The organism is Oceanicoccus sagamiensis (genome assembly GCF_002117105.1).
GTDB classification, from domain to species: Bacteria; Pseudomonadota; Gammaproteobacteria; order Pseudomonadales; family Dasaniaceae; genus Oceanicoccus; species Oceanicoccus sagamiensis.
Genome location: NZ_CP019343.1, coordinates 1,619,427 through 1,640,915 on the forward strand (window position 1 = coordinate 1,619,427; position 21,489 = coordinate 1,640,915).

Annotated in this window: 17 protein-coding genes; 7 read left to right on the top strand and 10 right to left on the bottom strand. The window is 48.0% G+C overall.

What is annotated here, in order from left to right:
* Positions 1-440 precede the first annotated feature (440 nt).
* Positions 441-2,147 carry a two-component system response regulator gene (locus BST96_RS07325; RefSeq protein WP_085758072.1) on the bottom strand — a complete coding sequence of 569 codons (1,707 nt, stop codon included), beginning with the start codon at positions 2,145-2,147 and terminating at the stop codon, positions 441-443.
* Positions 2,148-2,494: 347 nt separating this feature from the next.
* Here BST96_RS07325 and rep point away from each other — a divergent pair, with 347 nt between their 5' ends.
* Complete coding sequence (gene rep, locus BST96_RS07330) at positions 2,495-4,507, top strand: DNA helicase Rep (protein ID WP_085758073.1); 2,013 nt, start codon at positions 2,495-2,497, stop codon at positions 4,505-4,507.
* 148 nt (positions 4,508-4,655) lie between these two features.
* Here rep and BST96_RS07335 read toward each other — a convergent pair whose 3' ends face one another.
* The 3 genes from BST96_RS07335 to BST96_RS07345 all read right to left on the bottom strand — a co-directional run bounded on the left by BST96_RS07335 (position 4,656) and on the right by BST96_RS07345 (position 9,807).
* Positions 4,656-5,333 carry a PEP-CTERM sorting domain-containing protein gene (locus BST96_RS07335; RefSeq protein ID WP_085758074.1) on the bottom strand — a complete coding sequence of 226 codons (678 nt, stop codon included), beginning with the start codon at positions 5,331-5,333 and terminating at the stop codon, positions 4,656-4,658.
* A 146-nt stretch (positions 5,334-5,479) separates the two neighbouring features.
* Positions 5,480-8,626, bottom strand: coding sequence for an efflux RND transporter permease subunit (locus BST96_RS07340; protein ID WP_085758075.1), 3,147 nt, complete (start codon positions 8,624-8,626; stop codon positions 5,480-5,482).
* A 2-nt stretch (positions 8,627-8,628) separates the two neighbouring features.
* Positions 8,629-9,807 carry an efflux RND transporter periplasmic adaptor subunit gene (locus tag BST96_RS07345; protein ID WP_169713946.1) on the bottom strand — a complete coding sequence of 393 codons (1,179 nt, stop codon included), beginning with the start codon at positions 9,805-9,807 and terminating at the stop codon, positions 8,629-8,631.
* Positions 9,808-10,268: 461 nt separating this feature from the next.
* Between BST96_RS07345 and BST96_RS07350 the strand changes: the two genes are divergently transcribed.
* Positions 10,269-11,507, top strand: coding sequence for an MFS transporter (locus BST96_RS07350; RefSeq protein WP_085758077.1), 1,239 nt, complete (start codon positions 10,269-10,271; stop codon positions 11,505-11,507).
* Positions 11,508-11,925: 418 nt separating this feature from the next.
* On the opposite strand, the gene BST96_RS07355 is transcribed toward BST96_RS07350, so the two are convergent.
* The 6 genes from BST96_RS07355 to BST96_RS07380 all read right to left on the bottom strand — a co-directional run bounded on the left by BST96_RS07355 (position 11,926) and on the right by BST96_RS07380 (position 18,272).
* Positions 11,926-12,339 carry a CBS domain-containing protein gene (locus BST96_RS07355; protein ID WP_085758078.1) on the bottom strand — a complete coding sequence of 138 codons (414 nt, stop codon included), beginning with the start codon at positions 12,337-12,339 and terminating at the stop codon, positions 11,926-11,928.
* Positions 12,340-12,471: 132 nt separating this feature from the next.
* Positions 12,472-13,185 (bottom strand): GGDEF domain-containing protein, encoded by a 714-nt coding sequence (locus BST96_RS07360; RefSeq protein WP_085758079.1) that lies wholly within the window; start codon positions 13,183-13,185, stop codon positions 12,472-12,474.
* A gap of 74 nt (positions 13,186-13,259) precedes the next feature.
* The gene (locus tag BST96_RS07365) at positions 13,260-13,529 is read right to left on the bottom strand and encodes a hypothetical protein (RefSeq protein ID WP_085758080.1); all 270 of its coding nucleotides are present in this window, start codon (positions 13,527-13,529) and stop codon (positions 13,260-13,262) included.
* Positions 13,530-13,549: 20 nt separating this feature from the next.
* Positions 13,550-13,780, bottom strand: a complete 231-nt coding sequence (locus BST96_RS07370) for a hypothetical protein (protein WP_085758081.1) — start codon at positions 13,778-13,780, stop codon at positions 13,550-13,552.
* Positions 13,781-13,863: 83 nt separating this feature from the next.
* Positions 13,864-17,031, bottom strand: coding sequence for an efflux RND transporter permease subunit (locus BST96_RS07375; RefSeq protein ID WP_085758082.1), 3,168 nt, complete (start codon positions 17,029-17,031; stop codon positions 13,864-13,866).
* Positions 17,031-18,272: an efflux RND transporter periplasmic adaptor subunit gene (locus BST96_RS07380; protein WP_085758083.1), complete on the bottom strand. Its 1,242-nt coding sequence runs from the start codon at positions 18,270-18,272 to the stop codon at positions 17,031-17,033. Before BST96_RS07380 ends, BST96_RS07375 begins: the two co-directional genes overlap by 1 nt.
* A 262-nt stretch (positions 18,273-18,534) precedes the next feature.
* On the opposite strand from BST96_RS07380, the gene BST96_RS07385 reads away from it, so the two are divergent.
* The 5 genes from BST96_RS07385 (at position 18,535) to BST96_RS07405 (ending at position 21,468) form a co-directional block, all read left to right on the top strand.
* Positions 18,535-18,990, top strand: a complete 456-nt coding sequence (locus BST96_RS07385; protein WP_085758084.1) for a hypothetical protein — start codon at positions 18,535-18,537, stop codon at positions 18,988-18,990.
* Between the two features lie 178 nt (positions 18,991-19,168).
* Positions 19,169-19,573, top strand: a complete 405-nt coding sequence (locus BST96_RS07390; protein WP_085758085.1) for a hypothetical protein — start codon at positions 19,169-19,171, stop codon at positions 19,571-19,573.
* Positions 19,570-20,019 (top strand): hypothetical protein, encoded by a 450-nt coding sequence (locus tag BST96_RS07395; protein WP_085758086.1) that lies wholly within the window; start codon positions 19,570-19,572, stop codon positions 20,017-20,019. Before BST96_RS07390 ends, BST96_RS07395 begins: the two co-directional genes overlap by 4 nt.
* Position 20,020: 1 nt before the next feature.
* On the top strand, positions 20,021-20,947 hold the full coding sequence (locus tag BST96_RS07400) for an alpha/beta hydrolase (RefSeq protein ID WP_206045420.1): 927 nt from the start codon (positions 20,021-20,023) through the stop codon (positions 20,945-20,947).
* A gap of 242 nt (positions 20,948-21,189) precedes the next feature.
* Entirely contained in the window at positions 21,190-21,468 is a 279-nt protein-coding gene (locus BST96_RS07405; protein ID WP_085758087.1) for a hypothetical protein, read from the top strand.
* The last annotated feature ends 21 nt before the right edge of the window (positions 21,469-21,489 follow it).

Consider the following 21,489-nt stretch of genomic DNA (forward strand, 5'->3'; position numbering starts at 1 on the left):
TTTCCTAATTAATGCCCGTTTACTGAATTAGACTAAAGCCGCCGCAGGTTAGAAAAATGCCATAAGGATGCATCGGCGTTGACTTGCCATATATCCGCTATATCGCCTTCAATAAAGAGCGAAACCCTTATTGCTGATATTATTTGGGTATCTAATTACGCGGCTGCTTTCAAGAAGGGCGCTGCAAATGCTTATGCTTCCCTGAACGTATTTTTGAGCTAATTATTTGTTAGGAAACCCAAAATCCATATCAAATTTTTCATAATCAATTGTGACAACTAATGTCAGGCGTCATGTTCGGAGAAAAGGCTTTTAAAAGCCAGCGCATTTTTGACACTTTTGACAAAAAAACACGTAGCGTGTTTTTTTGCTATAGAGGCCGCAGATTCACTGGGCAAGGGGAGTAAAAATTAGGGGTTTAAAAAATCAAGCTACCACTACTAAATTGCGGCTGTTGCCCCTTGATCAATCATTAAATTAAAGTCTGCCGCACTCACTGCAGGGCTAAAATAAAACCCCTGCACTTGATCACAATGATTTTGCCAAAGGAACTGCACCTGATCCAAAGTTTCTACGCCTTCCGCAATCACTTGCAAACGTAAACTGTGGGCCAGATTAATCATGGCTTTTACAATAATACCGTCGTCATTATTTTTAACGACATTGCGGACAAAACTGCGATCGACTTTTAATGCGGAAATCGGCAGGCGCTGGATATGGGCAAAGGATGAAAAGCCGGTGCCAAAATCATCTAAGGAGAAAGTTATGCCAAGCTTGCTTAAGGCCATCATCCCTTCGTAGGTCTGCTGGTAGTTCGACATAATCGCCGTTTCGGTTAATTCAAATTCCAAACGACTGGCATCAACACCGCTTTGTTCAATAATACGAGTGGCAGTATCGACAAACATATTATCCTGTAACTGTTTAAAGGACAGGTTGATCGCTATATCCAAACTGTCGTGGCCGCTTTCATCAAAGGAGCGCATATCTTCGCAGGCCTGCTGGATCACCCAGTAACCAATAGGCACAATTAAGCCACACTCTTCTGCCACTGGAATAAATTCTTTGGGGGACACTAAACCGCGGGTTGGGTGACGCCAGCGAATTAACGCCTCCATACCGACAGTAGCACCGGTGCCAATAGCAACACGGGGCTGGTAGTACATTTCAAACTCATTTTTGCGCAGGGCGCGACGAAGATCGGATTCCAGATTTAACCGGTGCATGGCATCGGCATTGGTTTCTTCGTTATAAAAATTATATTGGCTGCCCCGTTGTGTCTTGGCTTCTAACATCGCCATATTGGCGCGTTTTAATAAATCATCCACGGATTCGCCAGCGTCAGGGTAAATAGCAACACCGATACTGCAACTGACTATCAACGGTTGGCCAGCCACGGTAAAGGGGGCTGATAATACATCGATTACTTTTTTCGCCACCAACGCAACATCGTCATTGCCGTGGCAGTCTTCCAACACCAGAGTAAATTCATCGCCACCTACTCGGGCAATACCATCGCTCTTGCGCACGCAGCGGGTCAGGCGCTGGGCCATGGTCGCCACTAAGCGGTCGCCAGCTTCGCTGCCATAGCTTTCGTTAACCTTTTTAAAGCCATCGAGATTAATTAATAACAGTGCCAGTGAAATTTGTTGGGTCTTGGCCAGTTCAATCGCCCGCTCCATGGTCTGGCGGAATAACATCCGATTGGGAATACCGGTTAGGGGGTCGTAGAGGTTGAGCTGGTTAATTTTTTTATCGACCTGGCTTTTGTCGATGGCATAGCCAATACAGCGCTGGAACACATAGCCGTCGAGATTGTCCAGAGAGAGGTAATCGGCAGCACCATATTGCAGCGCTTGCTGGGAGGCGGTGTTATCGACTTCGGCGGTCAGGGCAATAATGGGGAGTAGGCAGCCCTGTTCCAGGGTCTCTTGCAGAAGGGTCAAGGCAGCGTCAGGCTGATGCTGACAGTCCAGAAGGACTACATCATAGTTTCCCGAGGCTATTTCAGCCCTGCCGTTGTCCAGCTGCTCACACCACAGCAGCTGAAATGAGTTGTGCTGTATTGATGACAGCATCGCTTCAAATCGGCGATATTCGGCGAGGTTACTGCCTAAAAGCAGTATTCGCGCCATAGAGTCGTGCATTTTAATACCTATTGCTCAGCGGCGGCCTCCGTCGAAGCCTATCCCCAGTGGTGCTCGATCCTTCAAGCAAATTACTACGGTTTTACAGCCGTTTTATTTCCGGTTTATTGCAGACCTTACTGGCCTGTTCTTGAAATTGTTTTTATTAATATGACAAAAAAGTTATATTCATTTCAATATCAAGTAGTTATAGGCGTTATCTAATAGAATTTCTAGTATTTATGCAAGATTTTTTTCTGTGATTTCTGCATAAGGGCCCGCAAAGCCTCCTACTGGCGGAAACCGGCTGCTACAATGCCCGCCCTTGATTGATTCCACAGCCGTTTTTTAGTCCATGAGCCCACCCCTTGAGTAAGCTAAACCCCCGCCAACAAGAAGCCGTGAAATATATCGACGGCCCGCTTTTGGTACTTGCCGGAGCGGGCAGCGGTAAGACCAGCGTTATTACCCGTAAAATCGCCTATATGATTGAGGAATGCGGCACCAAGGGCCGTAATATCGCGGCGCTGACCTTTACCAATAAGGCGGCGCGGGAGATGAAGGAGCGGGTATCACAGTTGGTTTCTGGCCCGGCGGCGCGGGGCTTGATTGTTTCTACTTTCCATAATCTGGGCTTACGGATTATTCGTAAAGAGCATCAATGCCTGGGCTATAAGAGTGGCTTCTCGATTTTTGATGCCCAGGATGCGCAAGCCCTGATCAAAGACCTGCTGATTCAAGAGCATGGCGAAGACAACGACCAGGCGGACCATATCCAGCACCGTATTTCCAACTGGAAAAACGATATGGTGAACCCTGAGCAGGCTATTGCCCAGGCCGATGGCCCCGCTGATATGCTCTGCGCCCAAGCCTATTTACGCTACCAGCGGGCCCTTAAAGCCTATAATGCGCTGGACTTTGATGACCTGATTTTACTGCCGGTACAGATGTTTCAGCAGTTCCCTGAGGTGTTGCAACGCTGGCAGCGCCGCATCCACTATCTGCTAGTGGATGAGTATCAGGACACTAACATTAGTCAGTACTTACTAGTCCAGATGCTCATTGGTGACAGGGGCAAGCTAACAGTGGTTGGGGATGACGACCAATCGATTTACGCCTGGCGCGGGGCCCGCCCGGAGAATCTGGCACAGTTGCAAGATGACTATCCCAACCTGAAATTAGTCAAGCTGGAGCAAAATTATCGCTCCACAGCCCGTATCCTGAAAGCCGCCAACCATGTGATTGACCATAACCCCCATGTGTTTGAAAAGGCACTATGGAGTGAGCTGGGCTATGGCGACCCGATTCGGGTGATTCGCTGCCGCAATGAAGAGGCCGAGTGCGAGCGAGTGGTGACTGAAATCCTCGACCGCCGGGTGCGCGGCCATGGTCAGTATGCGGATTTTGCGGTGCTTTACCGGGGCAATTTTCAGGCCCGGTTGCTGGAGCTGAAATTTCAGGTGCATAACGTGCCTTATAAAATCAGCGGCGGTACCTCCTTTTTTGCCCGCAATGAGATTAAAGACATCATGGCTTATTTGCGGCTGCTGATTAACCGCGATGATGACAATGCCTTTTTACGTATCGTCAATGTGCCCAGGCGCAAGATCGGCGCATCCACGCTGGAAGGTTTGGGTACCTACGCCACGGAACGGGGTATCAGTATGTTTGATGCCTGTGATGAAATGGGGATTGAGCAAAGCCTGCCGGAAGCCAGTGTCAAACGGCTGCGGCAATTCTCCGCCTGGATGAACCGTGTTACTCAGCGCTGTGACAGCGGCGAAGGGATGGCCGCCATCCGCGAGATGGTCAGTGATATTGATTATGAAGCCTGGCTACATCAAAACAGCTCCAGTAGTGCTGTGGCAGAACGGCGCATGGCCAATGTTTTTACCCTGATTGATTCACTGCAGTCCACCCTCGAAAAAGCCGACGACGATGAGGATAATATTCAAGCTGCCGTGGCCAAATTAGTGCTGCGGGATTTAATGGACCGGCAGGAGGAAGATGATGAATCGATGGATCAGGTGCAACTGATGACCCTGCATGCCTCCAAAGGTTTGGAGTTTCCCCATGTGTATGTGATTGGCGTAGAAGAAGAAATTCTGCCTCACCGCGTTAGCATTGAAGAAGATAATATCGAGGAAGAGCGCAGGCTTTGTTATGTGGGAATTACCCGCGCCAAGCAAACACTGGCGCTCACTTACTGCGGCAAGCGTAAGCAATATGGTGAGTTAATTGATTGTGCCCCCAGCCGGTTTTTGGATGAACTGCCCTACGATGATTTGGTCTGGGAAGGGGAAGAAAAGGATTTGGAGCTTAATCAGCAGCGGGGCCAGGATACGCTGTCGGGTCTTAAGGGCTTATTCGACTCTTTCTAAACGTAGGGTGGATTATAATCCACCGCTTATGACGGCTTCTGGCTGGGTTTGGTGGATTATAATCCACCCTACTTTTCTCTTATAAACCGTTTATTCAAATAAAAAAGCCCCTTAAAAAAGGGGCTTTTACCATCTATCAGGCTTTAGCTTAACCGTTCTTTCTGGCTCTGGCCAAACCGAGTAGACCAAGGCCAAGGAGTGCCAGGCTTGAAGGCTCTGCAACTGGGGTGCTGCTGCTATTAACACCGGTAGTAATCCGCGCAAGGGCATAGTCTGACCAAGTGTCTGCACCGGCGGTCAGGGTTAAAGAGGTCACATCACTGGCGGTATAACCGGTAGCAACATAGCCACCGTTATTGCCTGGAGCAAAAATACCATCAAAGGTCTCTACATCTGAACCCAGAGTAAAGATAGCGACTTCAGGGTCACCGTTGCTGCCTTCATTATCAAATAGGTCCAATAGCTCTATCTGAATAATATTTACGGCATTATCAAAGGTGATGGTCAGGGATTGAGAGCTGTTACCGGTTATCTCATCACTGCCGCGAATACCGATACCGTCGCCATCACAGGCAAGAGGAATGCCCGGTGTAGGGTCAATTTCAGAGCTGCTGGCATTACAGCCATTGCGCTCACCACTGGAGCCATTAAAGGTCATCGTGTCAGAGCCGGTTAAGGTAACGCCACCATTGCTAAAGGTGGTCTGGCTATTCGCACCCTGCCAGGCTGAGCTGGTAAAGTCGATAACAAGGGCCTGACTGGCGATGGAAAACAAGCTGGCGCCTACCATTAATGCGCTGGTGGCTAATTTCTTTCCTAACAACATCCTACTACTCCATAAATTCTAAAAACGATCTATAAAGAGTATTTGCAAGTTTAGGGCCAGATAAAAATTGTCAATACAATACAATGACTTACCGAAATAAAAGGCTCTTGATCCAGCGTATTTTGTATAATTTATCGACGTTTAGGCTAGGGTGAGTTGGCCTGCTCCCCGCTACTAAAGCGTTTCTTAAGGCTTTCACGCAGGGTTTGTACCATCACATAAAATCCCGGTATGGCCAGGGTGCCGATAATCAGCGCTGCCAACATGCCGCCAAACACGGTAATACCCAATGATTTTTGGCCAAACATACCGGCGCCGGTGGCAAAGACCAGGGGCAGAATACCGAGAATAAAAGACACGGCTGTCATATTCACCGCACGAAAACGCAAGCGCGCAGCCGTCTCAGCCGCTTCCGTAATACTCTTGTTCTCTCCCTCTCTGAGGGAGCGGGCAAACTCAACAATAAGAATGGCATTTTTAGCGGCCATACCAATCAGTAGTACCAGACCAATTTGGGCATAGAGATTTAACGCCAGACCCACCGCCATTAACGCGCCAATAGCACCGGCCACCGCCAGCGGCACCACTAAAATAATGGCTAGCGGAATGGACCAGCTTTCATATTGGGCGACCAAAAATAAATAGATAAAAATCATCGCAAATAAGAAGGCATAGATGGCGGTATTACCGGCTTGTATTTCCTGGTAGCTCATCCCCGTCCAGGCAAAGCGATAACCGTCAGGCAGTATTTCCCGTGCTAAACGTTCCATCGCTTTAATACCCTCACCGGAACTATAGCCCTCCCCTGCACTGGCGCGGATAGTTGCTGAGCGATAGAGGTTAAAACGTTCGGCAACATCGGGGCCCAGCACAGGCTTGCTGGTGACCAGGGTGCGCAGCGGAATCATTTCACCACTATTGGAGCGAACAAAAAATTTCTTTAAGTCCGTCAGGTCAGAACGATAATCGGATTCGGCCTGCATTTTTACCTGATAGGTTTGGCCAAATTTATTAAAGTCATTGATATACATAGAACCCAATTGGGCTTGCAGCGTATTAAATATTTCTGTCAGGGGTACACCCAGCGTTTTGGCTTTAACCCGATCAATATCAATAAAGTATTGCGGCACATTGGCGCGGTAGGTACTAAACACCCGGGTGAGTTCTGGCTGTTGATTGGCTTCGGCAATATATTGATTCATCACCGAGGCTAATTCTGAGTGGGGCCTGCCCAGGGTATCCTGCAAAACAAATTCCATCCCGCCGGCAACACCCATACCCGGAATGGCCGGTGGCGGTATCGACATAATCTGCGCTTCGGGGATCATTTTATAGGCAGCAGCATTGACCTTGCGGACAATATTAAACACCATATTTTCAAAGCCCGGTCTATCATCCCAGGGCTTTAATACAATAAATAAAGTACCACCATTACTTTTTGCCGAACCGCCTAAAATACTAAAACCGGTAATAGAGGTAACACTTTCTACATTGGGTTCTTGTTCAACAATCTCAACTAATTTTTCGACGACATCTTCGGTGCGGTTAATGGAAGAGGCATCCGGCAATTGCACATTCACAAAAAATAAACCTTTATCTTCCGGCGGCACAAAGCCTGTCGGCATATTGATAACGCCCATAACCAGACCGCTAATAATACCGGCAAAAACCAGTACGATTAAGCTGGTACGCCTGACTAACCAGGCAACACCGCGGCCGTATTTTTCCCGCAAACGATTAAAGTAGCGATTAAAGATAGCAAACCAGGCCGACTCCTGTTGGCCACCGGATTTTAATAATAAGCTGCACAAGGCCGGGCTTAAGGTCAGTGCATTTAACGAGGAAATTAATACCGCCACACAAATGGTAACCGCAAACTGCCGATACATAACGCCGGTAATACCGGGCAGTAACGCCACCGGCACAAACACCGCCAGTAAAACCAGGGTGGTGGCTAAAATCGGCCCGGTCACTTCCCGCATGGTTTGCAAGGTCGCCGCTTTAGGCGTTAGCGACGGATCGCTTTCCAGTAAGCGGTCGGTATTTTCTATCACCAATATGGCATCATCGACCACAATTCCTATCGCCAGTATTAAGGCAAATAAGGTGACAGTATTGATACTCATATCAATCGCTAACAGTATGGCAAAGGTAGCAACCAGCGATACCGGGATAGCCACAGCAGGCACCAGGGTGGAACGAAGATTACCGAGGAAAATAAATGTAATCAGGATAACCAGCACCACCGCTTCCATTAAGGAGCCGACCACTTGCATGACGGAGGTTTCGATATAACGCGTGGTATCGTAACCAATGGAATAGTCCAGGCCCCCGGGAAAGTACACGGACATATCTTCCATTGCTTCTTTAACCAGACGGCCGGTTTCAAGGGCGTTGGCATCTGGCAGTAAGTAGACCGCAAGATTGGCGGCCACTTTGCCATCAAACTCACCTTCAATACTATAATCTGACTGTCCCAGTTCTACTCTGGCAACATCGCGTAAATAAATCGCTGAGCCATCGGTATTGGCTCTTAAAACAATGCTGCCAAATTCTTCCGGTGTTTTCAGTCGACCTTTGGTTTGTAAACTGTATTCAGTTTGCAGGGGGCCGGTAAAAGGTGGCGCACCAATTTTACCCGCCGCCACCTGTACATTTTGTTCGTTCAGGGCATTTAAAATATCCGAGGTAGTAATACCCAGGGTGGCCATATGGTTTGGGTCCAGCCACAGGCGCATAGAATAATCTGCCGCCCCCATAATATCGGCTTTGGAAACACCCTTGATCCGAGCCAGATTACTTTGCACATTGATTTTGATGTAGTTGGAAATAAAGGCGTAGTCCAGACTTTCATCCGGTGACATCACGCTAACGATTAATAAAATATCCGGCGATTTTTTATCAATATCCAAACCGAGTTGGCGCACTTCCTGAGGTAATTTTGGCTCTGCCAATTTCACCAGATTTTGTACCCGCACCAAAGCCATATCCGGGTCTGACCCCACTTCAAACGAAACCGATAAACTATAGCTGCCATCATTGGCGCTTTTTGAGGACATATAAATCATGCCTTCAACACCGTTGACTACTTCTTCTATGGGTATACCAACGGTTTCCTCTACCACTTCAGCTGAGGCGCCGGCATAGGTTGCACTCACCACAACCTGCGGGGGTGAAATTGCGGGATATTCCGCAACGGGCAAGATGGTGATAGCAATGGCCCCGGCCAGGGTAAGAATAATTGAAATAACCAGAGCAAATTTAGGTCGCTCGATAAAGAAGGCGCTAAACATAGTTAGGCTCCTTTATTATCGGCGGCGGGCTCTGCTTGTTGCTTTGCCCTCAGGGCTTCGGCTTCGGCTTTTTGTTTGGAGAGTTCCTGGTAGGTTACCTGCAGGCCCGGACGCACTTTTTGCAAACCGCGGACAATCACTTTGTCGCCCTCTTCAACGCCCTGATTCACGACGACTAAATCGTTAATTCTGTCACCCAGGTCAACATTGCGACGCTGCACATTATTATTGGCATCGACAATCAGTACAAAGCTGCCCTGCTGGTCAGCTTGCACAGCCGGTTGCGGCAGCATCAGGGTGTTAACATCATAGGGCACTTCAAGTATCACTTTGACATACTGGCCGGGGCGCAATAAACCTTCGGCATTGGGAATAACCGCACGGGCTTCTATCGTACCTGTGGTTTCATCAATACGGTTAGACACATAATCGATAAAACCCGCTTCGGGGTAAATTTCCTGGTTCGATAGTTCCAGCTTTACCGTTAGTCTGGGCACCTCACGGCCTTCACTTTCCTGTTTGCGCCTGCGCTCATCGCTCATTAAATAGATGGCTTCGCTAACCTGGAAGATAGCATTGATAGGGTCAATACTTACCAGCGATGTCAGCACACCGCTGTCGGGGCCAATCAAATCACCGGCGGTGATTTCACTACGTCCAATACGGCCAGAGATCGGTGCTCTGATGGTGGTATAACTTAAATCAACCTCAGCACTTTGCAACTGCGCCAGTGACGCTTGCAGGTCGGCGTCGGCCTGTAATTTAGTGGCAGTGATTTTATCCAGTTCCGATTGGGAAATAGCGCCCTGAGGTGCCAGCTCCTGGCCCCGGGCTAAGTTGAGGTCGGCGACTTCTTTGGCGGCCTGGGCCTTGGCATTGTCGGCTTTGGCCCGGGCGTAGCTGGCGTCATATTGGGCGCGGTCAATTTGGTAGAGCAAGGCTCCCTGCTCGATCAGGTCGCCCTCTTTAAAGTGCCGGGATTTTAGGTAGCCTGCAACCTTGGCTTGGATCCGCACATCTTCCTGGGCCTGCAAACGGCCCACATAGGTGCTATTGGGCTGGTAGGGTTTTATAACAACGTTGTCGACAATCACTTCTATCGCCTGCTGCTTGGGTGCTTCCTCGGCACAGGCGGCCAACACACTGATAGCAATTAATATAAGTATACGGTTTATATTCACGAAGAGCGCCTTCTCAATTATTGTCGTCTGTTCCGGTTATCAAATGACTCTAGCAAAGCCCCTCTCCATACGCAATGAAGTCAGTGCTGCGCTTTTAGCCAGAATTTATTAAAAATAATCACTAACGGGGATTGACTTCATTTTGATCGAGGCGCAATATCCTCCGCCTGCTTGCAAAAGCACGTTTTTTAAAACAACGAACAGATTACAACAATGAACACCTTAAACCGAATTAGTTATACAGCACCCGCATCACTCGGCAAACCCTTTGCTGCAGTGGCGTCTTGTGTGCGTATGCATAAGGGCATCGGTTCTTCGAGGTAAAGTTCATTAATTAACGAATAAAAGCCTCCGAGGACCAACAGCCCGGAGGCTTTTTTCGTTATGTCACTTGCTTTTTTCATAACGTAAAACTCTCCGATATTTGGTTCTCCGGTGCTTTATGCAGTAAGGAGTCCGCCATGGAACGAGCACTACACCGCAATATTACTAACATATATCTCATGTCGTTTTTTCAAAACGCCATGATTATTACCGCTATCTTTGTACCGCTAATGCAAAGGCACGGCCTGACTATGTCTGAAGTTCTGCAAACTCAGGCCTTGTTTGCGTTGGTGGTTGCGGTCTGCGAAGTACCCAGCGGTTATCTGGCGGATTTGTGGGGACGAAAAAATACTATCGCACTGGGTGCGGGTTTATGCTTTTTATCGTTTGTGCATTTAGTGTTTGCCGATAGCTTTACTGACTTTTTAATTTATGAAGCCATTATGGGCTTGGGTGTCAGCCTAAACTCCGGTGCTGACTTAGCCCTGCTCTATGATAGCCAAAGTTATCTTAACCGGGATGGCAAGCAGAAATACAAAGGCGATAACAGCCGCCATATTGCACGCCTTGTTTCTATTGAAGGCTTTGCCGGAGGTTTTGCCGCCGTGTTAGCCAGTCTTTTAAGTCTGTGGTATTTGGACTGGGTTTTATGGGCGCAGGCAATTATCAGTGTGCTGGGGTTGGTATTTGCCCTGCTATTGGTAGAAGCACCCAGACAAATAAGCACGAACAGCCACAAAGAAAACTGGCAGCAGGTTTGTCACAATATCACTAAAGACCCCTTAGTGTTATGGACGGCGCTGGCTATTATTGTGTTTAGCCTGGCGGCCTTATATACCTTTTGGCTGTACCAAAAGTATTGGGAGTTGCAATCTATTCCGGTGACCTGGTTTGGTTATATCTGGGCCTGCCACTGTATTATCCGTGGCGTCACTGCCCGTTATGCAACTGAAATTGAAGCACTGTTAGGTTTTCGCAAGGTGTTTATTCTGATCGCCCTATTACCGATGATCGGTTTTTTTGGTATGGGGTCTTTTGGTGGTTTATTGGGCCTTGCCATGGGCTTGGCATTTCCAGTTAGCCGGGGTTTAAGTTTGGTCGTGTTTTATGATGCGTTAAACAAACGTGTTAAAGCCAACTTTCGCGCCACGATTAATTCTTTGGTCAGTCTGGGTGTCAGGGGTATTTTTATTGTGACGGGGCCGATACTGGGTTATTGGGTAGATGCTTATGGTGTGCAAAGTAGTTTGCTGAGTTTGGGAATGGTGTTTATTCCTTTATTTGCAGTGGTGTTGTTACCGCTGCTTGCCAATATCAAGAAAAGCCAGAGGTCTGCTCAAAATAAAGATGCCATTCCTGTGCAGGCGGGAACCTAGCTTTGGAAATTTTCTGGGTGAAAAACGTTGGCTGGTGTTGGGGGTAATCGTTTTGCATAAGTTGGGAACGTGCTGTGCTGGGTTTGGTGGATTGTAATCCACCCTACGATACTGGCTGAAAGAATGCGTGATCTTAAGGCGGTGAGGTATCTGTTTTAAGGGGCGTCAAAATGCAGCCCGTAGGGTGGATTATAATCCACCGGTTATGAAGGCTCATGGTTGGGCTTGGTGGATTGTAATCCACCCTACGATACTGGCTGAAAGAATGCGTGTTCTTAAGGCAGTGAGGTATCTGTTTTAAGGGGCGTCAAAATGCAGCCCGTAGGGTGGATTATAATCCACCGGTTATGAAGGCTCATGGTTGGGCTTGGTGGATTGTAATCCACCCTACCAGGCATCGAGGGTAATGGCTGGGGACTTAAGCGTAACTGGCGTTGCTGGAGAATTCTTCCACGGCATACAATAACTGGCGGCAGGAAATTTGGCCGATCAACTTGCCGTCTTGTATCACCGGGCGGCGACGTTGGCTTTTACTCATCATATCGTTGGCGACATTGATAATATTTTCATGTACATCGACAACATCTACTTCCGTGGTCATATAGTCGGAGACATTGCCGATACTGGCGCTATTATAGGTGGCGGCCATAAACCCTTTCAGGCAGTCCAGCTCAGAGAGTACGCCCAGAAGTTTTTTATTGTTATCAACGACACAGAGGCCGGAAATCTTATGACGCAAAATACTACTTACCGCATCGGAGAGAGGTGCATCGGGCGAAATAGTCACCGGATTTTTTGCCATATGGTCTTTGATATCAACAGAACCAAGCATAGATAACTCCTTTGGTACGCGAATACAGATCAGCGTTTGTTATTTATCATAACCGGATATTTAGCCTTGAGCTAATGCACATAGGTTATAAAAACGTGAATTTTAAAGTGCTTTATAGACTAATAGTTGCTGTTATTCCTCATCGGCCCTATCGTCACCAAAGAAATCAGACAGTGCATCCCGTTCCTCTTCGCTGACAGCCGCTTCGCTCTGGCCCATATCAAAGGTGCCATGGCAGACTTGGTTGCGGCCCTGCTGCTTGGCTTTATAGAGGCAGCGGTCGGCGCGCTCGATCAGCTGCTCAGGGGTATCTTCTTTTAGGGCGCTGTAGATTTCAACACCCAGGCTGGCGGTTAACCCAATATCCTCGCCATTGACCATCACGGGGGTGGTTTCTATCGCTGCACGTATCCGCTCCGCCACTTGAATACCCGTCATTAAATCCGTGGCGGGTAAAATCACGGCAAATTCTTCGCCACCATAGCGGCAAGGGATATCTAAACGGCGGGTGGTGGAACGTAGTAACTGGGCGGTTGAGACTAAGGCCTGGTTGCCCACTTCGTGCCCCCAGCTATCATTCACTTTTTTAAAGTAGTCGAGGTCGACCATCACCAGCGCGGTGCTTTGCATGGTGCGTCGGGTACGCTCCATTTCCTGATCCAGGGCCTGACGGAAGTGACGGAAGTTAAATAAACCGGTGAGGGTATCGGTACGCACCTGCTCGGACAGGGTTGCTACTTCACCCCGCAGGGCAACAACCTCATCGATCACCCCACACTGACTCTCCCCTACCGGGCAGATTGGCGACGAGTCCGCAGTATCGTTTGTCGGTGTTTGACCTGACATTACTTCCTTTAGCAAATCAAAAAGTTAGGCACTAATTCTAATCAATTAATAGCGATCACACCACTCTGCTGGCTTTAGTCCTCACAGGCACCGGGGCGATGCGCCTGTACCAGACCATTGCCACAGGCAGAACAAGCACTGCCAAAGGTTTTGCGCTCATCGTTTTCGAGGGTGGCGCACACTGGCCGATATTCCATCGTACAGATTTGTGGGCGGGGTTCTTCGCAGGTGGTTGCCACAGCAGTGTTAGTGGGTTTATCGGCCTGGTTTGTGTTATCTGTAGCTGCACAGCCACTTATCAGCAATAGGCTCAGTGCCAGCGTGCTCAGGTTTGTTATTGTCATCGGGGTGCCCCTTGCAGGTATTAGACTAGCCATTGATTCGCTGCCAGCACCACCAGGATGATCATGCTGCCTGCCATCAATAGATAACCAAAAAAGTGTGTCGCCAGACGTTGCCGTAATGCCTGTTGCTGGTCCGCGGTGACCCCATGGCCACAGTGGTTGCAGATTTGAAAACCATGGGGGATAGATCGATGGCACCGAGGGCACTCGGCAAACACGCCGTAACTTCCTTTAGCGGCAATACTCAACATACACCCCCTGCCTGGTTAAAGGCGCCATGTATTACTCAACGATACTTAAAGGTATCAATACTGACTTTTAATGCCAAGGCTTATTAAGCCTTGGCCTGGGCGTTAACCCCGCTATTATCAGGGGCTCTTTTTAAGGTGCCACGCAAATCACCAATAATCCCCAAGAGCGCAGGCACAAAGCCCAATACCAGGGTAGTGGATATCAATAAACCAAATACCATCGTGATCGCCAGGGGCTGTATCAGCTGCGCCTGTTTTGAGGTTTCGGACAATATGGGAATCAGGCCGCCAATCGTGGTCAGGGTGGTTAAGATAACCGGCCGCAGGCGTTCATGGGTACTCGCCATAATGGCATCATATAAAGCCAGCCCCTCCTCTTCTTTTTGCTTGACGGTGGTGACTAAAATAATCGAGTCATTCACTACAATACCGGCCAGACCCAGCAAGCCGATAATGCTAAACATGCTCATATTAAAGCCCATCACCCAGTGGCCTAAAATCGCACCGATCATACCAAAAGGAATAATCGACATAACCACTAAGGGACGGCTATAGCTGGTTAGCACCCAGGCTAAAATAATATAGATAGAAGAAAAGGCTAATAGCCCACCCATCTTGACACCGCCGGCGGCTTCACGCTGCTCATCGGCCTTGCCTTTTAAGGCAAACTCAACGCCGTATTTTTCAGCAATCTGTGGCGCAATGCTTTCGCCAAAGGTTTTTAATACCACGCCGGGTGTAGTAATTTGCGGGTCGACTTCACCTTCTATTGAGACCTGCCGCAAACCATCTTCACGTAGAATTCTGGAAAAACCAACGGTCTGGTTAAAGCTAACGACTTCACTGAGTGGTACACGTCTAAAACCATCGTGGGGGGTTAAATATAAATCTTCCAGGTTAACGCTGTCGGCACTTTTTTCGGGGTGCTTTACGCGAACAATAATTTCTTCCTGGTCCTGGCTAAAACGTTTGGCTATGGCCCCTTCATAGGTATTTCTTACCTGGCGTGCGACGGACTGCGTGGTAAAACCTAATGCCCGCCCCTCCGGTGTTATTTCAATAATAACTTCTTCTTTACCCCAGGGCAGATTATCTTCCAGCGCCATCACTCCGGGGAGTTTGGCTAACTGTTCCCGCGCTTCTATAGCAGCAGCTTTTAATGTTTTTAAATCAGCACCAAATAAGCGAATATCTATCGCCTTACCCGGTGGGCCACCGTCTTTACGTTCAATAATGGTTAGACGTTCAAGGCCGGGCAAGGGTCTGACTTCCTGTTCCCAGGCCTGAATAAATGCAGGAGTTCTTACGGTACGGTATTGGCCACCGGTTAGCTCTACGGATAAGGCACCTAGATGGTCGCCGGTTACCCTTAACGCATCCTGACGGCCTTCGACCTGACCAATGGTACTAACAGCTACATTAATTAAACTGCCTTCCCCACCGGTCAGCGCGCGGTCCGCTACACGGGCTGCTCTTTCCAGTTCAGCCACCATGGCGACGGTTTTTTCCCGCGGGCTGCCGGGGCTAAAGCTAAAATTGGCGTAGGTGGTATTGTTTTCAATATTGGGAAAAAATTCAAAGCCAACTCTACCCGTGGCTAACATGGCGCCGGAAATTAAAAATGCACCCACCGCCAGAACCAACGCCGAATAACGTTCACGAAAGCAAAACTCAACAAAGCTCTGGAATGGGCCATCGCGGAATTGATCAAACTTTTGATTAAAGCGAATACGCCATGCCTGTGGTTGTTCTTCTTTTTTATCGCGTAAGGAGTGCAGTAAATGGGTGGGTAAAATTAAAAAGCATTCCACCAGGCTGGCAATAATAATCGCCATCATCGTTTTGGGCAGTTCGCTTTGAATCTGGCCAATGGTGCTGCCAATCATCAATATAGGAAAAAACGCCATGACCGTCGTTAGTGATGCCGCCATAACCGGCGCAAACATCATTTTGGTACCGGTTAATACCGCCTCTTTTTTGGCCATACCCTGGCTATGTAAGCGGGCGACCTGTTCCCCCACCACAATAGCATCATCAACAATAATCCCCAGCCCCATAATTAAGGCAAACATACTGATCAGGTTTAGGCTTAAACCCATCAGTGACATAATGCCCATTGTCGCCAGCAGTGAGATGGGAATACCCGCCGCTACCCAGAAGGCTAAACGGGCGGACAAGAACACATAGAGAATGGCCAGTACTAATAATAAACCCGTTAAACCATTGCTTAGCATCATGCCAATACGCTCTACCACTAACATGGCAAACACATCGTATTGTTTTACCGTTAATGAGGGCGGCAGTGTAGGTTCCAATTCCGCCAGATAAGCCTGTACTTTTCTATTGGCTTTAATAGAGTCTTCGCCAGCGGCGCGTTTCACTCTAACGGTGACTGAACTATTGCCCGCTAATTGATGGGAGGGTTTATTTTCTTCCAGCGCTTCGACAATATTGGCGATATCTTTTAACAGTACTTTTTCACCGCTATTCAGGGCTTTAACTTCGATATCACCCAGCGCTTCGGTAGACCTTGCCAGACCTTTGCTGCGAATTTGTTTGGAGACTTCTGACGCTTCTATACTACCTGCCGGTAAATCCAGGCTGGATTGGCCAATCACATCGGCAACATCCTGCACAGAGAGATTGAGCGAACGCAATACATAGTCAGAAATTTGTACCCAGTACTCGGTATCACGAGCACCATCAATTTCTATATGCTCCAGACCGCGATTTAATAAATCATCGCGCATTTGTTTGGCGATCATTTTTAGGGCTTTTTCTGGATAGGGGCCAGAGACTTCAAGGCTAACCACATTATCTCGCGGTGTTACCTGATTGATAATCGGTTTTTCGATATCGCTGGGCAAGGTGGTAATACGGGCAACGGCGGATTGTATATCGGTTAATGCCTTGGACATGCTGGTATTTTCTACATACTCCACGGTGACCATGGCCATTCCTTCGTAAGCCACCGCCTGCACTTTTTTGACCCCATCGAGAAAGCGTATTTCCGGTTCCATGGCCTGAATAATATTACTTTCTATATCTTCAGGGCTGGCACCACGCCACTGGACAGAGACGGTAATTAGCTCAAGGCCAAACTGTGGCATCACTTGGCGGTTTAAGCTGCTGATGCCGTAAATGCCTAACAGAATCATTAGGATCATTAATAAGGTGGCGGCATTGCGATGCTGCACAAAGAGTTCGATTAAGCCGACTCGGCCTTGAGGTCCTGCTATAGGGCTTTCCATTACTGCACCTGCGTCACGGTTTCAGTGGCAGCCTTGGCCGGGATGGGTTTGGGCTGGCTGTTAGTACGTTGCTGTACCCTGACTTTTATACCGGCACCGCCTTCGCGGATTTGGGTGACCACGATCAGTTCGCCATCAGCAATGGTTTGATTTTTCATGGCGCGCACCAGAATCTCTTTGCCATTGCTACCGACGATATCAACTTTGCGTGCATCCAGCCGGTCATCTTTAACGATATACAGCGTATTTTGCTGGTAGAGTGCCTGTTCCGGTATGGATAAAACCTTATCGTAACGACGATCGGCAACCGAGACCTGAACAAATGCCCCGGGACGCAACGGTGTTGCCAACGCAACATCACTGCCATTAATCACCGCATACATATCCACACCGCCGGTTTCGGAAGCAATCTGTGCACCCTGGCGCTCAATACTGCCTTTGTAGTTCAGGGCCTTGTTGCCTACCTGCCAGGTGATATCAACAGGCCGGGATAAGACTGAACCATCCTGATCGAGGATACGGCCAAATTGGGCGTTGGATAAGCTAAAGCGAACTTCCAGTCGTTGGGTGTCAATCACCAAGGCCACTTTGTCATTGGTGCTTAGGCGCATACCCAGTTCTGCATTCACTTCATCGACGACACCGTCATAGGGCGCCAACAGTTTGGTTTGTTCAAGGTTGCGCTGGGCGCGTTTTACGCCGACTTCGCGCTGAGCGACAATGGATTTTTGCTGCTCCAGATTAAGTTCGGCGGTATCCAGAAACTGCTGTGAAGCATCTTTTTTGCGGTGTAACTCTTTGGCTCTAACATAGTCACGCTCCAGCAGGTCTAGCTTGGAGCGGGCCTCAGCCAGTTGGGCGCGGCTTTCTATTAAGGTGTTTTCATATTCAAAGGGGTCGATTTGTACCAGCAGGTCGCCTGCTTTGACCCAACCACCCTCTTTATACTTCTCGCCTACCACCACAACATTGCCAGAGACCTGTGCTCTGAGGTCACTTTCCCGGCCCGCAAACACCATACCGTAGAGACTGAGCTGGGGCTGAATATTACGGTGTTGGGCGGTCACGGCCTCCACCACCCAAACCCGCTCAGGCAAGTCCATTGGCTCCAACCGTGGCCGAGTCACAATTAAGAGATAGATAACCACCACCACCACGGCAATGATCATCAGTGGCAGCCCGCCCCGACGTTGACGGATATTCTTGAACAGGCTGCTGAGGGTATTAAGAGGTGAAGCCACGGTGTTTGAGTCCTTGGGAAGTTAATGGCTTATGGGCCATTTTATTAGTGCTTTAAAAGGATTATAGCGGAGTATCCATAAGCAATTAGGGGATTTACCTTCCTTAACAGAGGCTTTGACTCAGTTTTAATCCCGCCAATACGATAAATGACCTCAACAAAACGGGCCGGAATTAAAAATTACTCGGTTGCAGGTGGGGATTTTTGCCATTGAAGTGTCTCAATAAATGACTTTGACAACCCCTTTTATCGAGGTAAATCACATGTATTTTGAAATTAGGAAAGAATGGCAAAGCAAAGATATCACCGATGCCATGTTTGGTATTACTGACAGAATAAGATTTCCGCTGGTGGAATTTAGCTTCAATCAATATGTATTTCTTGTAGATGCCGTCGTTGAAGATTGCGAGGGGCTTGAGTTTGTTAAACGGTTTATGTTGGGCTCTGTTAGTGACACGCTAAGATTTATTGAACAGCCTGATATAAAAGATAGTTGTATTGCTCTGTTTTCCAGGCGCTGCGATAACGACAATGACTCTTACTCTATTTCAGACCTCATAAAAATTATTACCGCCAAAGATAGTGCCGGGCAAATCGCCCATATCTATCAGTGTAAAGATGGCCAACGATATGTTGATTCTCTATTAGCCAGCAGCGAAGAAGCATTGACAGACTTTCATACGATTTACTACCGGCAGTCAAGCCATCAGCCGGTTTAAAAAAATTTGCCAGCTTATTGCTCAGGCCAGGTGAGCTGGCATTTTAATATGATATTTTAAACTAACCCCTGTCGGCTGCACCAATCAGGTGGGGATTTTCTCCCTTAGAGTGTCTTATCGTATAACAGTTGTTCAATGTTTCTCATTGGATAGCCTTTAGATTATTAAGGGGGCAAGGATGCAACAATTTATTATAGCTCTATCTATTATTACTTTCTCAACCAGCCTGAAAGCGGCCTGCTTTATTGAGGAAGTCATTGACCTCTATGACTCCGGTTATAGCGCAACACAAGTCAGAGAGGAATGTGATGGCCGGGTTGAAGAGTCGAATTGCTCCCTGGGGAAAATTATTGGCTATAGCCAGCAAGAGATGGGGCTCGCATCCATTTTACGGCAATGTGAAATTCAGGAGAACTATAGCAACCAGTCCTACCGCCGAGGGCAATACCAATTGCCCAGTGCAACACCCGCCAGAGTTTGTGCCACACCTTATGGTAGCTGCCCTATGGCAGAACCTATTCCATTGGGGTCATCCTGTTATTGCCCTGGCAGTTCTGGCCCTGTTTGGGGGATTGGGCGATGAATGAGAATGGGCTGGTGAATAAGCTGAATGAGTATAAAGAATTTATTTCTATCCTGATTTTTTTTGCCGGTGGTTTGTTTTGGATATATGGATTTTTTGCCACCAAAAGTCAGGTTGAAACTATGCGGGAAGGCACCCATGTACAAGTGAGCAAATTAAATTGTGTGCTTGAGCAAAATGTAAAAATGCTGCGGGGGAAAATGGAATTTCAATATTTTACCGACTTGCTGGAAGAAAATAAGCAGGAGATTAGAGAGGTCAGACGATTTATCAGAAATGCTCGACAAGACCAGCAAGATGTTCACGACAATGAAGAACAATTATTAGAGCTCGAAGAACAAAGAAGCGAGCTAAAAACCGAACGTGAAAAGTTTAAACGCACGATGGAACAGGCTCTGGATAGCCTAACGACCGATGGATGTAACAAAACAAGCGATAGGAGATAATATGACTGAGAGTAATTTTGTAATTAGCGTTCGCAGCGTACATAAAAAATCCGGCGATGCAGGGTTTGGTAATGAACCCGGCGCAACGCGCTACCTGGAAGTACCTGATGGCACCCTACCCCACCCTGACAATCATAAGCTTACCCAAACCGATTGGCTGAAACGGTTACTTAAGCGGGCAGAAGTCGGTAAATATTCGGCCCAGGATAAAGATCCGGTGGCTGGGTATCGTTATGGCGATATTCTGGTGTTTGTTCATGGCTATAATAATTCCATGGACGATATTATGAAGCGTCATAATCTGTTGCAAAAACGATTAAAAGAGCAGGGTTATCAAGGAGCGATTGTCAGCTTTGACTGGCCCAGCGCCAGCAAGACCTTAAATTATTTGGAAGACCGCTCCGATGCCAAGGCCACCGCTTTAAAACTGGTCAAAGATGGCATTGCTATTTTGGCCAGAAACCAAATGGTTCAGGATAAAAATAAATGTGATATTGATGTTCATCTTTTAGGCCACTCTACCGGTGCCTATGTTATTCGCGAAGCCTTTTACGAGGCCCGGCATAATAAAAGCTTATCGCGGATCAATTGGAATGTTAGCCAGATTGCCTTTATCGGTGGCGATATTGCTAAAAAATCGCTATCGATCAACGATGATAAATCCCAAAGCTTATTTGAGCATGCCATCAGAATTACCAATTACCAAAACCCCTATGACTCCGCCTTAAAAGTCTCCAATGTAAAACGCCTGGGCACCGCACCAAGAGTAGGCCGGGTGGGGATTCCGGACAATGCTCATGAGCGTGTGGTCAATGTTAAAGTGGGTGATCACTGGCGTACACTCAATCCGGATGATAGTTCGGCGGGGGTAACTGGTCCCACTCCTGGCATTTTGATGACCCGGTATTTGCCAGAGATTTATTATTAACCCTGCAAGGGGATATAGATCGCCACAGTCTTCCTACCCGCAAGTTAAGCCAGGGAGAATTAATCTTAACGGCTTAGCGTGCCCCCTGTGATGCCCTGGCCAGAGAATGGCACGGCCGTCCCGGAAAAGACCACGTCATCATCTTTAATGATTTTTTTAACCAACCCCATCTATACTTGGTGGGGTTTTTTGTTTTAGAATTGCTCCCATTCAGTCGTAGCCATCATTAACAGCTATTTGCCATGACCCAACTTTTTACCAGAGCGCTATTTGTCTTTGTCCTGCTTGCAGGGCAATGGGCTTATGCGGAGCATAGTGCGGATGCCCTTGATGGCAGCCACAGTCATGCTATCGATTGTACGCTCTGCCTGAATCAGGTTAACGAACAGGGCTCACTCGCTACTGTCGATATCCCTTTTGACCTGCTTCAGACCAGTACCGCTATTTTGTCGACCCCGCTTGCTGCAAGCGGTTCTGCTACGGTTTCCTTCGCTATTCGCGCCCCTCCTGTAAACGCTTAATTACATTGAATCTTTCGACAG